This is a genomic window from Vibrio sp. S9_S30 (assembly GCF_014694455.1).
In the GTDB taxonomy this organism is placed as follows: domain Bacteria; phylum Pseudomonadota; class Gammaproteobacteria; order Enterobacterales; family Vibrionaceae; genus Vibrio.
The window spans coordinates 256,209-271,663 of sequence record NZ_JAAUWT010000006.1 but is presented as its reverse complement, the minus strand read 5'-3'; the positions used below and the strand labels follow the sequence as shown (position 1 = coordinate 271,663).

Genomic DNA, 15,455 nt, shown 5'->3' with positions numbered 1-15,455 from the left:
TGCACGAAAGAGCAATGTTCACAGAGGGCAATGTTGACAAAAAGCAGTGCCTACAAAAAACAGTATTGACAATGAGCAATGCCCACAAAAAACGGTGTTGACAAAAAGCAACGAACAGCACGATATAAACGCGAAAGCAAACAAAAACTACGATTCACACGGAGAGCACACATGGTGAGAAAAACGGCAATAGCTTTTGGTTTAATATTTCAGTGCAGCTTGGCGTTGGCTGTTGATGTGATCGAATCAGATAGGCTTGTTGGCTTTGGAGAAGCAAAATACCCTGTGGGTTTTGAATACTTCGATTTCGTCAACCCTAACGCTCCAAAGGGGGGAAAGGTAACCTTTGCCCAAGTAGGAACCTACGACAGCTTCAACCGATATGCCTCAAGAGGCGATGCAGCCGCAGCGAGCGGCGAGCTCTACGATTCTTTGTTCTATTCATCAACAGATGAGTTGGACACATCCTACGCTTTGATAGCAGAAAAGGTGCGCTATACCGAAGACTACGACTGGATGGAAGTCGATATTCGGCCTAACGCAAAGTTTCAAGACGGGAAACCGATTACCGCCCATGATGTCGAATTTACTTTTCAGAAGTTCATGACACAGGGGGTGGTTCAATACAAAACGTATTACAAAGACGTCAAATCGGTCAAAGCACTAAATGACACCACCGCCAGAGTGGAAATGAAAGAGGGAAACAAAGAAGTCCTCTTTTCGTTGATTCGCGGCATGTCTGTTCTCCCTGCTCACTACTGGAAGGAAAAAGACTTATCAGAGCCATTGGATACGCCACCAATAGGAAGCGGGCCATACAAAGTCACCAGTTACAAACTTGGACAAAGTGTCACCTACAGCCGAATGAAGGATTACTGGGGGGAATCGCTCCCCATCAACAAGGGCAGAAACAACTTTGATACCGTGGTTTATGACTATTATCGTGATGACACCGTCATGCTGGAAGCGTTTAAAGCAGGCGAATACGATTTTCGAAGAGAGAGTATAGCCAAAAACTGGGCAACCGCTTACACAGGCATCAACTTCGACAAGGGTTACATTAAAAAAGAGGAGATTCCTCATTCTATTCCTCAAGCAATGCAAGGTTTTATATTTAACGTTCAACGACCCGTTTTTCAGGATATTCGAGTTCGGGAGGCATTAACGTATGCCATGGATTTTGAATGGATGAACAAAAACCTATTCTACAATCAGTATTCTCGAACCAGCAGCTACTTTCAAAATACTGACTATCAAGCAAAGACTCTTCCCGATGAGCAAGAACTTCAAATCTTAGCGCCCTTTAAAGGTAAAGTGCCCGAAAGAGTGTTCACCGATGTGTATACCCCTCCTTCTACTGATGGCAGTGGTCGAATCCGCACGCAAATGCGTACGGCCTTTAAGTTGCTCAAATCAGCAGGCTGGGAGTTGAAAAATAAAGTCATGACCAACGTGAAAACCGGCGAAGCCATGGCATTCGAACTTTTGATTTATAGTCCCAGCACTGAACGCCTTTCTATCCCTGTTCAGAATAATTTGAAGCAAATGGGCATTGAAATGAACATTCGTACCATCGACACCACGCAGTATTTGAAGCGTTACCGCGACAGAGACTACGATATGGTGTTCGCTCAAATTTCTTCAGGGAACTATCCGAGCCCCAACGTTCAATTGGTCTGGCACAGTAAGTTCCTCGACAGCACCTATAACCGCCCAGGGTTAATTGACCCCACGATCGATGCCCTAACAGAAGCCATTGCAGCAAACCAAAACGACCCTAAAAAGCTTGTACATTTGGGCCGAGCACTCGATCGGGTATTGCAATGGAATTTTCTTGCGATACCAACGTGGTACATCGGTACTTTCCGTGTCGCATCTTGGGACAAATTCGATCAACCAGCGACGCGACCTGCCTATGATTTGGGGCTAGATACATGGTGGATCAATACCGAAAAAGCCCAAAAGTTGCCCGAGAAACGCAGATAGCATTCATCACATCCCCCCCACCCTGCACGAGTGGAGTGGGGTTAACCGACGTTCACTGGTGAGAATAAGGGCGAATTCCTTATATCAGCGAACAAACATTCAACGTGTATAAACGTTAGTAAAAAGCTTAAAAGGATTTATGACCGCTTACATCGTTCGAAGATTATTACTGGTGCTCCCCACACTTTGGGCCATCATCACGATCAATTTTTTTGTCATTCAGATTGCCCCAGGCGGGCCTGTTGAACAAGCATTGGCTCAAATAGAGGGGCTGGAATCTGGTATTATGGAACGCTTCACTGGCGGCGGACAAGAAGTAGCCAAGAGCACGCCAGCAGAGGCAGCATCCGAAAACTATCGAGGGTCAAGAGGGTTAGATCCTGAAGTTGTAGAGGAAATCCGAAAGCAGTTTGGCTTCGATAAACCCCTTCATGAACGCTATTTTTCGATGCTTTATAACTATGCCACGTTTAACTTTGGTGAAAGCCTGTTCAAGGGAGGTAATGTCATCGACCTCATCATTGAACGGCTCCCTGTCTCCATATCTCTGGGCTTATGGAGCACCATCATCATCTACTTCATCTCCATTCCTTTAGGTATTCTTAAAGCCATTCATCATGGGTCACGTTTTGATATTTGGACCAGTGCGTTAATCATCATCGGCTATGCCATACCCGGATTTTTGTTCGCTATCATGCTCATCATCTTATTTGCCAGTGGGAACTACTTGAGCTGGTTTCCACTGCGAGGCTTAGTCTCTGCCAACTTTGAACAACTGACATGGTATCAACAAATCGTCGATTATTTCTGGCATCTTGCCCTTCCAACGCTTGCCATGGTGATTGGTGGGTTTGCGACGCTTAGCATGCTCACCAAGAACTCATTCTTAGATGAAATCAACAAACAATATGTGGTCACGGCCAGATCAAAAGGGCTGGATGAGCAAAGTATTTTGTATAAGCACGTTTTTCGAAATGCCATGCTGATCATTATTGCTGGCTTCCCTAGTGCCTTTATCAGCATTTTTTTTACAGGCTCTATGCTGATTGAAGTAATGTTTTCATTGGAAGGTATTGGGTTGCTTGGCTTCGAATCGACGATACAACGTGATTACCCAGTCGTATTCAGTACCTTATACATCATGACATTATTGGGCTTGATTTTGTCCATCATCTCCGACCTTACCTACTCTTGGGTCGATCCAAGAATCGACTTTGAAGCGAGGTAATCATGAGCCCATTATTTGAAATTCGCTGGCAAAGATTCAAGGCAAACAAACGAGGTTATGTGTCTCTATGGCTATTCAGTGTCTTGTTTTTCGTTAGTTTATTTGCCGAACTTATTGCCAACGATAAACCGTTATTCATCAGCTTTGACAATCAATGGTACTACCCTGTCGCCATTCAATACGCTGAAACCGATTTTGGTGGTGAATTTGAAGCAGAAGCCGACTACACAGACCCCTATGTGACTGAGCTAATTGAAGAGAAAGGCTACATAATTTGGCCCCTAATTCGCTTTCATTACGACACCATTAATTTCGATTTAACACACCCTGCCCCCTCGCCACCAGACAATGTGAATTGGCTAGGAACCGATGATAAAGGCAGAGATGTGCTCGCCAGAATCATTTATGGTTTTCGAATATCGGTTTTGTTCGGATTTGCGCTAACCATGATCTCCAGTGTGATTGGGGTGGTGATTGGTGCATCGCAAGGTTATTACGGCGGAAAGTTAGATTTGTTTGGCCAGCGGTTTATTGAGGTTTGGTCGAACATGCCAACCCTCTTTCTGCTCATTATCTTATCAAGCTTTGTCGCACCGAATTTCTGGTGGCTGCTTGGCATTATGATTCTGTTCAGTTGGATGGGCTTAGTAGGAGTCGTGCGAGCGGAATTCCTTCGGGGTCGAAACTTTGATTACGTCAAAGCGGCGCATGCCCTCGGCGTCAGCGACCGCAGAATCATTCTGCGACATATACTGCCAAATGCCATGGTTGCCACACTCACCATGATGCCCTTTATTCTATCTGGCTCTGTAACCACCCTTACTTCACTGGATTTCTTGGGGTTTGGTTTACCCGTTGGCTCCCCATCCCTTGGCGAATTACTGGCTCAAGGGAAAGCGAACTTGCAAGCCCCATGGCTGGGTTTCTCGGCATTTATTGTATTGTCTATTATGTTGAGCTTACTCGTGTTTGTAGGCGAAGCCGTTCGCGATGCATTCGATCCACATCAACAGAGGTAATCATGTCTGAAAGCGTATTGAACATACACAATTTATCCGTTGGGTTCGGTCGTAGAAACGACGTAGACGTCATTACACATGGAGTGAGCCTCTCCATTCACGCAAGAGAAACGCTTGCTTTGGTTGGTGAAAGTGGGTCTGGAAAATCGGTGACAGCAAACGCCATTTTGAGGTTGCTGCCCAAAGGGAGCGCTCAATACCTATCAGGCAGCATCTTGTTTGACAATAAAGATCTACTTACCTGCAGCGAAAGACATCTTCGTGGGATACGGGGTGGAAGGATCGGTATGATTTTTCAAGAGCCCATGGTGTCACTCAACCCTCTCCACAAGGTCGGACGCCAATTGGTTGAAACCGTAGAAATTCATAGAGGGCTTAGAGCAAGCAAAGCAAGAGAGCTGGCGCTAAAATGGCTCAACAAAGTCGGCATACGTAACCCAGAAATTAAGATTGATGCGTACCCTCACGAACTTTCCGGCGGCGAGCGTCAGCGCGTTATGATTGCGTTGGCTTTAATCAATGAACCCGAATTATTGATAGCAGACGAGCCAACCACTGCACTGGATGTATCTGTTCAAGCGCAGATACTTGAATTGCTTAAATCTCTACAAGACGAGCTGGGGATGGCGATGTTGTTCATCACGCACGACTTAAGCATCGTACGGAAAATTGCCGACAATGTTGCCGTTATGCAGCATGGCAACCTTGTCGAGGTAGGCACCACTAGCGACCTGTTCAGACATCCCAAACATGCCTATACACAGCAATTAATTGAATCCGATCCAAAAGGTTCTCCGGTAGCAGTAGACGAGCAGGCGGATGTGTTGCTCAACGCTGAAAATCTGAAAGTGTGGTTCCCCATTACAGGCGGAATTCTCAAACGTGTTGTTTCGCATATCAAAGCGGTCACCGATGTTAATTTCGCTTTGCGAAAGGGGCAAACGATTGGGTTAGTTGGTGAAAGTGGCTCTGGCAAATCCACAACGGGCATGGCGATTCTAAGGCTCCTAAACAGTGAGGGAATCATTCAATACGATGGCGAATCAATCAACCATTTCAACAGAAAACAAATGCTCCCACTTAGGAAGAAAATGCAGGTGGTATTCCAAGATCCGTTTTCCGCGCTCAATCCAAGAATGTCCGTTGCTCAAATCATTGGTGAAGGGCTCCAAGTCCACCAAAACTTATCCGAAGCAGACATGGATAAACGAATCTGCGAAACAATGGAGGAAGTCGGGTTGGATCCAGACACTCGCCATCGCTATCCCAATGAGTTTTCAGGCGGGCAAAGACAGCGAATTGCCATTGCTCGGGCGATCATTCTTAAGCCTGAATTTATCCTTTTGGATGAACCGACCTCATCATTAGACAGAACGGTGCAAGCGCAAGTGCTCAATCTATTGAAATCACTTCAACAAAAGTACGAACTGACTTATCTTTTTATCAGCCACGACTTAAATGTGGTCAAATCACTTTGCCACTACACCCTCGTGCTTAAAGACGGTCACGTCGTGGAACAAGGCAATACAGAAAAGTTATTCCAGTCACCGCAGCAAGACTACACCCGCCAGTTGATCAATTTGTCTGATTTATAACGCTCGAATTATCGATCATACTCGTACCCTCGGCTTTCAAACCAATCTCCGAGGAAATTCAGCAGGGTTCTAACTTTGGTGTTGGTTTGAATATCTTGATGCACCACAAGGTGACAGGGTAACTCCGAAATAGGAAGAAAATTCAATACTTGAACCAATTGACTGGATTTTTTTTGCCAACCCTTGATGTGTGGCAACGATGCCCGCCCCTTGATTCAACAGCGCCCAGTGCTGCGTTAAACTGTCCGTACGATAGCAAAAATGGTTTGGCTTCAATTCCAACCCGTGCAGACGAGCTTCATCAATGAAACTCGTCATTCTATCGAAGCCAATCAAACGGTGCGTTTCAAGATCCGCTATGCTCGTTGGTAACCCGTGTCGTTCAATGTAGGAGGTGTGTGCATAGAAACCAAGCGGGATGGATGGAAGCCTCCTTGAAACCAAGTCTTGCTGCCGATGGGAAAACATTCTAACCGCGATGTCCGCATCTCTTTTTGACAAATTTGTCGGCTCATTCGATATCACAACTTCAAAGTCTATCTCTGGATGCGCTTCGCGAAAGGCAACCAGCGCTTTAGGAAGCAGAAAGTGCCCAAAGAGCTCGTTCACACTGATACGAATCGATCCCTTCAGCACCCCACTGTTCCCTTGCGCCGTCCGTAAAAACTGGTCGGCAGATTCAGCCATGCATTTCGCCGATGCCAAAAGCGCTACGCCATTTTCCGTTATATTAAGCCCTTGGGTAGAGCGATCAAATAAGGCATAACCAAGATCTTTTTCAAGACGCTGTATTTGACGAGTGAGCGTAGGCTGCGACAAAGACAACACTTCGGCTGCTTTTGATAGGCTTCCCTGCTCTGCCACCACCAGAAAATGACGAATCCATTGCCAATTGATATTCATTTATGAATAGCACCCATAAGTTATGTTCGATTCAAAATTCAAATAACTATAGCAATAATTAGGTTATAGAACATCACATCAACAGGATAACCCGTATGGAAACGTCAAATACCAATAAGATAGCTGGTCAAGAGAAAAGAAATCGCAATCAAAAAAGCGCTCTCATTTTAGGAATTACCGGTGGGTTTGGTCGCTATGTTGCGTTAGCTCTTAAAGAAAAAGGTTGGAAAGTCACGGGGGTGACTCGCTCCTTGTCTAAGCTGGATCATGAGTTAAAACAATTCGATATTTTAGAAGGTGATGCTACAGACGAACACTACCTCTCGGAAATAGCCAAGAATCATCAGGTATTGGTGTATGGTTTGAATCCGGAGTACCACCTTTGGAAAACCTATGCACAAAAGTGGCTCGCGACAGCCCTGAACGTCGCCAAATCAAAAAACATGGAAGTGATCTTTCCTGGCAACGTGTACAACTACAACCCCCATCGTTTTGCCGAAATCTCCGAGCACACTCCTAGTGATCCCGTCTCAAGCAAAGGTAAAATCCGTGTCGATATGGAGAACCAACTCCATGCATTTTGCCAGTCCGGTGGTTCCGCCCTCATCATTCGAGCGGGGAATTATATTGGTCAACACGCCCCAAGCGCGTGGTTCCGTTTTCTGGTCGACATGAAACCCAATAAAACCGTACTGCGACTGCCTACCGACAAAAAAGCCAAGCACTCGTGGGCTTACTTACCCGATTTAGGCGCGGTGGTAGGCGATTTATTGGATCACCAACTCTGTGGAGAACACATCTATCACTATGCTGGGTTGAATGTTAGCTTTGAGGACATTGAGGACAGCCTTTTGCGAATGCGCAACTTGCCCGTTTCGACTCGCTCTTTCCCTTGGTGGTCTTTGGCTGTTATTGGTCTGTTTTCACCTAAAATGGGGGCGGTACGGGAAATGCGATATTTATGGCAACATCCTCTCAAGCTCAACGATGAAAAGCTTCAGCACACGCTGAATCAGGAAGTGCAATGCCGCTCTCTTGATGAAGTGATTAATGAAATGGCTATAAGGGGATGATATTTCGAAATGCAGCCCAAGGGGTTCGTTCGCATTGAAGCCAAAAAGGCAAACCTATTTGGTTTGCCTTTTTGAATCACTTTCCTCTTTTATCGGATCGAAAAATCCGGGAAATTTTTTGCGGATTCGGATTTGCTCTGCTGCCATCTGCTTTAAGCTGGGTCCTTCTTCTAGCTTAATCACGAGCTCGACACCATCGACACGCAATACCTCGCCAGAGATATCAAAAGATTCACCGCCACTCAATATGATGGTGCCTTTTATTTCCATCCGCTTTTTTATTTCAACTTCGGATGAAAATAGAAACCGCAATCCCTTTTCAGATATCTCTGTCACTGGGAACTGATGATCCCAAGCTTTGATTCTTGGTCGTTCCGACTTCGGATACCTTAAGCGATAATATTGTCTGGATTGTTTAGAAATGCTGTGTTCCATCTATATGCTTTGTCTGTATTTTAAACACTACCACTAATAGCTTAACAGATTCCAAAATCGAGATCATTTTTATCCGTCGATCCGTCGTTTTTAACCGCCGAACCATCATTTTTGAGCAACACCCATCAATACTGGCATTAAGCCTTTCTCAGATTCTATATTGAAAGGCGTGTCGATGGTGATGCGACGGAAGTTCGCTTTCTTCAATACTTTCTTAGCTTTACGCTGAGTCAAACCATTGCTTTCTTCATCGCTCTCGACAAGCCAATCCCAATGGATAAAGAAGCCACCGTCGTTGAGTAACGAGTGGATAATTCTCGCAGATTCTTCAAAGTTGTCCAAAAAGCCACATACTGAAGAAGCAACAACGATATCAAACTGCCCACGAAAAGCTGGGTGATAAGCCACCAAACCACGTGTAAGCTCATCGACAACAGGCTCTACGTTTATTAACTCTTTCGCATCCAATTGCTCAATCATCTTTTCAGACGAATCCAAAGCGACGATCTCTTTTACCAAAGGTGAAAGCTTTTGAGTGAGTAGCCCAGTACCACAACCAAAATCCAATACCTTTAATCCCTCAAGGCTTACTCTTTCTTTGAGCTGTTCGAATGCTTTGTGCGCGTAATCCGCAGTTGCCGCATTTTGCTCCCAGTTCTCTGCGTATTCATCCCATTCGTTGGACATGGTATTTTCCCCAAAATGTTTACAAGCTTATACCCAAAGATCCTGTGCAAAAGCGGAACAGCCACTGTGTTGGCAAGATGCTTGGGTATAAGGGACGTATAGACTAAACCAAAGCTAGCCTAGATACACACTCGTCGATACAAAAGTTCACCAAATCGGGCGTTAAGTCTAATTTGTATCAACAAGCAGTTGAGATTATTTTTCTCTTTCGTTTCAAATTCGGTCAAAAATAAGACGTAAGTTGCAATATTTTAGCCGAAATGTCATCTCAATTTGCGTTTGCCATATACCGCTCTCATTGGATCTCGTGGAAAATTTTCACAAAATTATTCAAAAGGATGCATAGCTAAACATATAAAACAACAAGAAATAATGGCATTTTCAGAATAAATAACAGCAACCTAGATTGCAATTGACTGACTTTATTGTAATCAGCACGTGATACCCAAGCTACATCACTTTTCTCACATTTTAAGTTGTATAAAATACGCACAATTGTCCATGGTTTGAATTTTTGAATGATTGTCGGAATGACCTAACTGTTTTATTCCTTTATTGATTTCGACTCATTGTTTCTCGATTTAAACACCTTTGGCAAAACAACATAAAATAACCATAAGATGTGTTTTAATCGGCCAATCTCATGCCACTGGTCTAGGGTTGGGTGTCAGCAAGCCATCTTTGAGCCTCAAGGAGCCAAGTTAGTGATGAGTGTTTTCTTTCGCCTGTTGATTGTGTGTTTTACTTTATTTTCTTTCCCCAGTTTTGCCGCCGAATCCCCCACCAGCTATACCTCTTCTGGTGTCGGATATGCTGCATTGATTATCTTTGGATTGGCTTACTGTCTTGTTATGGCAGAAGAGTACTTGAAACTTCGCAAGTCCAAACCTGTACTGCTTGCAGCAGGCTTAATTTGGATCATTATCGGGTTTGCATTCCAAGCAGACGGTCAGATAGAAGTCGCCAAACAAGCTCTAGAGCACAACCTACTCGAATACGCGCAACTACTACTTTTCTTACTCGTCGCAATGACCTACATCAGTGCCATGGAAGAACGGAGATTGTTTGATGCACTTCAAGCATGGATGGTTAACAAAGGGTTTAACTTAAGAACACTTTTTTGGATCACGGGTATACTCTCATTCTTTATTTCTCCTATTGCAGACAACTTAACCACTGCGTTACTCATGTGTGCTGTTGTGATGAAAGTCGGCGGAAACAACACGCGCTTTATCAATCTTGCTTGTATCAACATCGTCGTCGCCGCCAATGCAGGGGGGGCATTCAGCCCATTTGGTGACATCACAACCTTAATGGTCTGGCAAGCTGGGCTTGTCTCTTTCAGCCAGTTCCCAGCGTTGTTTATCCCTTCAGTTGCGAACTATATTGTCCCTGCCATTATTATGTCTTTCTTTATTCCAAAAGATCAGCCTGATGCACTGAAAGAAGTGGTCGAACTGAAACGTGGCGCAAAACGTATTGTGGCTTTATTTTTACTTACGATTGCTACTGCCGTCGCTTTCCACGGCTTTTTGCACTTCCCGCCAGTCATCGGGATGATGATGGGTTTAGCCTACTTGCAGTTCTTTGGATTTTTCCTTCGAAAAACATTGCCTATGTCCTTGGCGAAAAAACGCGCCAAAGCTCAAGCCTTACAAGATGAAGAGGCGCTTCGTAAATTAGGCTCGGTTGTACCGTTTGATGTGTTCCGACGAGTATCTCATGCTGAGTGGGACACATTGTTGTTCTTCTATGGTGTGGTGATGTGCGTAGGGGGGTTAAGCCTAATCGGTTACCTAGGCATGGCATCTGAAATCATGTATACGCAATGGAATCCCTTATGGGCAAACGTTATGATAGGAATACTTTCTGCGATCGTCGATAACATTCCGGTCATGTATGCCGTGCTCACCATGCAGCCCGAAATGACACTGGGCAACTGGCTACTCGTTACACTCACTGCGGGTGTCGGCGGAAGCTTACTCTCTATTGGTAGCGCTGCTGGCGTAGCATTAATGGGCGCAGCACACGGCAAATACACCTTCTTTGGGCACTTAAAATGGGCCCCAGTCATTGGTTTGGGTTACATAGTGAGTATTGCGTTGCATCTTATGCTTAACAGCGCACTGTTTTGATAAGACGGCAAATTTTAGTACCACATTAATAATGCGACTCTTTTGAAAGCGTATTCTGGATAGGTGGCGTTGGGTTCGTCACCTTCTTATTTCAAAATAATGTAAACGATTTACATTATTTTTTTGCTTTTATTTTAATGAATTACAACTCAACCGATGAAAATTGGGCATAAAAAATGTCTTTTGTTTCCACAATTGGTTACATTAATCCATTCCTTTTTATTCGGGCTCTGTAAATGGCAACCATTAAAGACGTCGCTAGAGCAGCGGGCGTATCCGTCGCTACCGTATCACGTGTGATTAACCGTTCTCCCAAAGCGAGCACCAAAGCGATTGAATCGGTAAATTTGGCTATGGCTCAGCTAGGATATCGACCTAACGCCAATGCTCGGGCTTTGGTTAGCCAGTCCACCAATACCATGGGTGTATTAGTGAGTGACGTGTCCGACCCTTTCTTTGGCACGTTGATTAAAGCGGTAGATGATGTCGCACATACTAAAGGCAAGCATTTACTCATTGGTAATGGTTACCATAATGCAAATGAAGAACGAGAGGCGATCGAACTTCTGGTAAACAGTCGATGTGAAAGCCTCGTCATTCACGCTAAAGGTCTTTCAGATAAAGAATTGCTTAGTTATACGCAAGAAGTTCGCGGAATGGTTCTAATTAACCGCCATATCCCTGAAATCGCTCACCGATGCATCGCCTTAGACAATTACAAAGGGGCATATCTTGCAACAGAATATTTGATCCGTCACGGTCATACCAACATCGCTTGCATTTCATCTTCTCATCACATTGAAGACGTCGATGCACGAATTGCCGGTTACCTTGCCGCATTAAAAGACCACAATATTGTACTCTCTGATAAATACATTGTGCATCGCAATCCCAACGGCGAAGGCGGTGAAGAAGCAATGACGCACCTACTGACACAGTCTTTACCTATAACAGCCGTATTTGCCTATAACGATTACATGGCTGCTGGTGCGATGTCCATTTTGGATGAAAATGGTCTCGATGTTCCTGAGAACGTATCGGTGATAGGGTTTGACGACGGACCTATCGCTCGTTACTTGACCCCGAAGCTAACCACGATACGCTATCCCATCCAAATGATGGCAGAACAAGCTGCACAGTTGGCACTTGCTTTGGCCAATGGCGAAGCTGTACATGTTGAACCTGTCATGCTCTCCCCGACTCTCGTCAGGAGGAACTCCGTCGATAAAGTGCGTAAAGAGTAGTTTTACTATTGCTGCAATTCAATGGCATTTAATGCGCCTAGGCTTATATTAAATGATCGAATCACTCCATACCTTTTTGACAACATCCAGTCCATACTCACAATTCTATCTATAAGATTGTACTTGTCGCCGCACTTATTTGATTAAATCTTAATCAGCACATACGCTTAGAAGTGATATTTTTTCCAGTCTAAGGTTAATCTCAATAGGGAGATTGTATGACGAAGCAATCAAAAAGCTCAGACGTAGAGGTTGAGCCTAAAAAAAATGATTCCGATCAATTGGCGCAAATTCAGCACCTTTTATTTGGCGAACGAGCCGAATCCATCGAAGTGGCTATTGAAGATCTTTCTCAGCGAACCAACCAGACTTTTATACAGATAGAAAAAAAATTAGACGCCATTAATTTACAAATCGCCAAATTAGCCGATTCTCTAGAAAGTCTCGCGCATACCAGCCAACAAAGTAATAGCAGCCTAGAAATGCACTTTACTCAAGAGGTTGGCGAGTTGTCTCAGCAACTTCACGACAAGCATGAAGAAGCACTCAATAAGATTGATAGCGTTTCAGAAGAGCTGAAAAACAACAAAGCGGATAGAAAAACCCTGGCCGCATTGTTGTCCTCCATGGCCGAAGATCTCGATGGGAATTAAATGATCAATCGGGACAATTCAAAACTTGAGGAACTTCGTTCTTTAGTGCTCGGAGAGCAGTACGAAAGCGCTCTTAATAACTTCATAGAAAAGAGTGACGAAACAAGCCGTGTGGCAGACGTCATCGTAGAAGCGATTAAACAAAGAAACCAAAAAGACAACAAGGTTACCGAAGAGCTTTCTCCTATCATCAACAGCGCCATCGAAGTGTCCATTAATAACAATACACAACGCTTCGCTGACATCCTATACCCCGTCATCGGCGCAGCTGTCCGAAAATCGGTCAGTACCACATTCAACCAATTGCTTGACTCTCTCAACCAAGTGCTGACGCAAAACTTCAGCTTGAAGTCGATCAAATGGCGCTATCAAGCATGGCGACAGGGGATCAGCTACGCTCAGTTCCTATTAATGAAAACATCCGTCTTTGAAGTGGAGCAGGTTCTGTTGATTCATAGAGAGACAGGGCTGCTGCTGAATTCTGTTGCCAATGAAGGCACAGAAACCAGCGATCCGGAACTCGTATCAAGTATGCTAACCGCCATCACTGATTTTGTGTCCGACTCCTTTAGAGGTAACAGTAATGACACTTTGGAAGGGGTTCGGCTGGGCGACTTACTCCTCAAAATTGAAGTCGCCCCTCATGTCATACTAGCCGCTGCTGTTCGAGGGATCCCGAACCAAGCCGTTGACACCATCATTTCCACAACGGTGGAAAAAGTCGAACAAGATTATTCAAATAAACTGGTGAATTTCAGCGGGGATAATGAAGAATTTGCCTCTTCTGTGCCTTTATTAGAAAGCTGCTTACTCAAAAACACACTCGAAGATAACGCTAAAGAGCGGTTTCCTTGGCGGCTATTTGCAATACTGCTGGCTTTCATTGCGATAGGGTTATACCAACTGTTTGTGTATATTAGCATAAGTAACGAGCACCAAATTACTCGCCAACTCTTTGAGTATGAACCTAATTATTTTGTTGCCGAATCCACCATTCAAGACGAGAACATCGTCCTGTCTGTACTTCGAAAACCTGGTTCACGAGCACCAAACGACATATTAAAAGGCATTAACTACCTTTACACAACCCAAACCATTGACGACAAAGTGGTGGATTTCAGTGAATCGGGAGAGTTACCTCAATATCACCCCACCATCATAGATGTGGTAAGGCACAACCTTCTCTCTTCTTTAGACGAAGAGGAATCCGCTCGGATTTGGTTATCTGACCAAACCATTAATATTGCGGGTGCATTAAAGCCCAACACGCTGGAACAGTTAAAACGTTACGTTACAAAAGTAGACAGTAGCCTCAGTTTATCCATACAAGACGTGACATTACTTCCCCCAGAACTCACTACGTCAGAGCAGCTGGAACGCGAGTTTCTTCGGCAGCAACTCACTGGCTTCCTCAGCGACAACGAAGCGCTCTCTGTAACCTTTGAGCAAGAAAAGGCTTCCCTATCCGGTCAAGTGTATCCCGAATCACTGGAAAACATCCGCCGCCTTTTAAAAAACAAAGCATTGGGGCTTAACGTAGACATGACGGCTTTGACAACATTAACAAAAGCACCCGATCACCAAAAACAATACAACCAACTCGCTCAATCACTGAATCAGGTTCGGTTTCAATACGAACTCAACGTAGTCACACCTAAAAATAACAAAGCGGAGATCGCACTGTTTGTCAGTCAAGCAAAAACATTGATGCAACTCGGAAAGACGCTGAGTCCCCCACTTACGCCTATATTTATAGTAACCGGGTATTCCGACGATATTGGCTCTAAAGAAAGAAACATTCAGCTCAGCAAACAAAGAGCATCCAATGTGAAGCAAGTTATGGTGGAGAATGGCATGGATGAAAACCATATAATCACCCTAAATATCAGCAACATAGAATCGACAGAAAGTATCTCATCTGCCTTAAGAAGAGTCACCATAGACGTGATAAACAAGGATTTGTGAACATAAGAGGTCACGCATGAAAGCAAAGAAAATCTGCATGATTGGTGCGTTTGCAGTAGGGAAAACCAGCTTGGTGAGGCGTTTTGTCGAAAGTATTTTCACTGAAAAATATCACACCACGATAGGTGTAAAAATCTCGAAGAAGTTTGTCGAGTCAACTCGGGAGCCATTGCAAATGTTGGTATGGGATATCGAAGGAAAAGATGTCTACACCAACATCAATGTGTCTTATTTACGAGGTGCATCTGGTGCCATGTTGGTCGTAGATGGAACCCGCCCAGATAGCCTTGAAGTCGCAGACGAACTAAGAGCACTGATCAGTGACAATTGTGGTGATATTCCCGTCGTATTGATGCTGAATAAATGCGACTTAGTCGATCAGTGGGTTATCGGCGCCGACAAAATAACCAAACTCGAACAAAAAGTTTCCGCCCTATTTACATCCAGTGCAAAAGATGGAAAAAACGTCGATGAGGCTTTCCAACAATTAGGCTCACTGATGCTGGATCGTGATTAAGCCGAGGACAATACC

The 15,455-nt window shown here is 44.4% G+C and carries 13 protein-coding genes; 10 read left to right on the top strand and 3 right to left on the bottom strand.

Annotated features, from left to right (window positions below; genetic code table 11):
* The first annotated feature begins 171 nt into the window (after window positions 1-171).
* The 4 genes from HC752_RS09745 to HC752_RS09730 all read left to right on the top strand — a co-directional run bounded on the left by HC752_RS09745 (window position 172) and on the right by HC752_RS09730 (window position 5,828).
* The gene (locus HC752_RS09745; protein WP_190334945.1) at window positions 172-1,986 is read left to right on the top strand and encodes an extracellular solute-binding protein; all 1,815 of its coding nucleotides are present in this window, start codon (window positions 172-174) and stop codon (window positions 1,984-1,986) included.
* Between the two features lie 139 nt (window positions 1,987-2,125).
* Window positions 2,126-3,214 carry a microcin C ABC transporter permease YejB gene (locus HC752_RS09740; protein ID WP_190334944.1) on the top strand — a complete coding sequence of 363 codons (1,089 nt, stop codon included), beginning with the start codon at window positions 2,126-2,128 and terminating at the stop codon, window positions 3,212-3,214.
* 2 nt (window positions 3,215-3,216) lie between these two features.
* A complete protein-coding gene (locus HC752_RS09735; RefSeq protein WP_190334943.1) occupies window positions 3,217-4,233 on the top strand; it encodes an ABC transporter permease in 1,017 nt (338 codons plus the stop codon).
* A gap of 2 nt (window positions 4,234-4,235) precedes the next feature.
* Complete coding sequence (locus HC752_RS09730) at window positions 4,236-5,828, top strand: ABC transporter ATP-binding protein (RefSeq protein ID WP_190334942.1); 1,593 nt, start codon at window positions 4,236-4,238, stop codon at window positions 5,826-5,828.
* Between the two features lie 69 nt (window positions 5,829-5,897).
* Here HC752_RS09730 and HC752_RS09725 read toward each other — a convergent pair whose 3' ends face one another.
* Window positions 5,898-6,731 carry a LysR family transcriptional regulator gene (locus HC752_RS09725; RefSeq protein ID WP_190334941.1) on the bottom strand — a complete coding sequence of 278 codons (834 nt, stop codon included), beginning with the start codon at window positions 6,729-6,731 and terminating at the stop codon, window positions 5,898-5,900.
* Window positions 6,732-6,826: 95 nt separating this feature from the next.
* Here HC752_RS09725 and HC752_RS09720 point away from each other — a divergent pair, with 95 nt between their 5' ends.
* The gene (locus HC752_RS09720) at window positions 6,827-7,804 is read left to right on the top strand and encodes an NAD-dependent epimerase/dehydratase family protein (RefSeq protein WP_190334940.1); all 978 of its coding nucleotides are present in this window, start codon (window positions 6,827-6,829) and stop codon (window positions 7,802-7,804) included.
* A 54-nt stretch (window positions 7,805-7,858) separates the two neighbouring features.
* Here the strand turns inward: HC752_RS09720 and HC752_RS09715 are convergent, their stop codons facing one another.
* Both HC752_RS09715 and HC752_RS09710 read right to left on the bottom strand, forming a co-directional pair.
* Window positions 7,859-8,239 carry a PilZ domain-containing protein gene (locus HC752_RS09715; protein ID WP_190334939.1) on the bottom strand — a complete coding sequence of 127 codons (381 nt, stop codon included), beginning with the start codon at window positions 8,237-8,239 and terminating at the stop codon, window positions 7,859-7,861.
* A gap of 105 nt (window positions 8,240-8,344) precedes the next feature.
* A complete protein-coding gene (locus HC752_RS09710; protein WP_190334938.1) occupies window positions 8,345-8,926 on the bottom strand; it encodes a class I SAM-dependent DNA methyltransferase in 582 nt (193 codons plus the stop codon).
* Window positions 8,927-9,633: 707 nt separating this feature from the next.
* Here HC752_RS09710 and nhaD point away from each other — a divergent pair.
* The 5 genes from nhaD to HC752_RS09685 all read left to right on the top strand — a co-directional run bounded on the left by nhaD (window position 9,634) and on the right by HC752_RS09685 (window position 15,440).
* Entirely contained in the window at window positions 9,634-11,061 is a 1,428-nt protein-coding gene (nhaD, locus tag HC752_RS09705; protein WP_190334969.1) for a sodium:proton antiporter NhaD, read from the top strand.
* A gap of 236 nt (window positions 11,062-11,297) precedes the next feature.
* Window positions 11,298-12,305 carry a substrate-binding domain-containing protein gene (locus HC752_RS09700; RefSeq protein ID WP_190334937.1) on the top strand — a complete coding sequence of 336 codons (1,008 nt, stop codon included), beginning with the start codon at window positions 11,298-11,300 and terminating at the stop codon, window positions 12,303-12,305.
* Window positions 12,306-12,523: 218 nt separating this feature from the next.
* Window positions 12,524-12,958, top strand: coding sequence for a hypothetical protein (locus HC752_RS09695; protein ID WP_190334936.1), 435 nt, complete (start codon window positions 12,524-12,526; stop codon window positions 12,956-12,958).
* Window positions 12,959-14,923: an OmpA family protein gene (locus HC752_RS09690; RefSeq protein ID WP_190334935.1), complete on the top strand. Its 1,965-nt coding sequence runs from the start codon at window positions 12,959-12,961 to the stop codon at window positions 14,921-14,923.
* Complete coding sequence (locus tag HC752_RS09685; protein WP_342029467.1) at window positions 14,916-15,440, top strand: Rab family GTPase; 525 nt, start codon at window positions 14,916-14,918, stop codon at window positions 15,438-15,440. The genes HC752_RS09690 and HC752_RS09685 overlap by 8 nt, the downstream gene beginning before the upstream one ends.
* Window positions 15,441-15,455 lie beyond the last annotated feature (15 nt).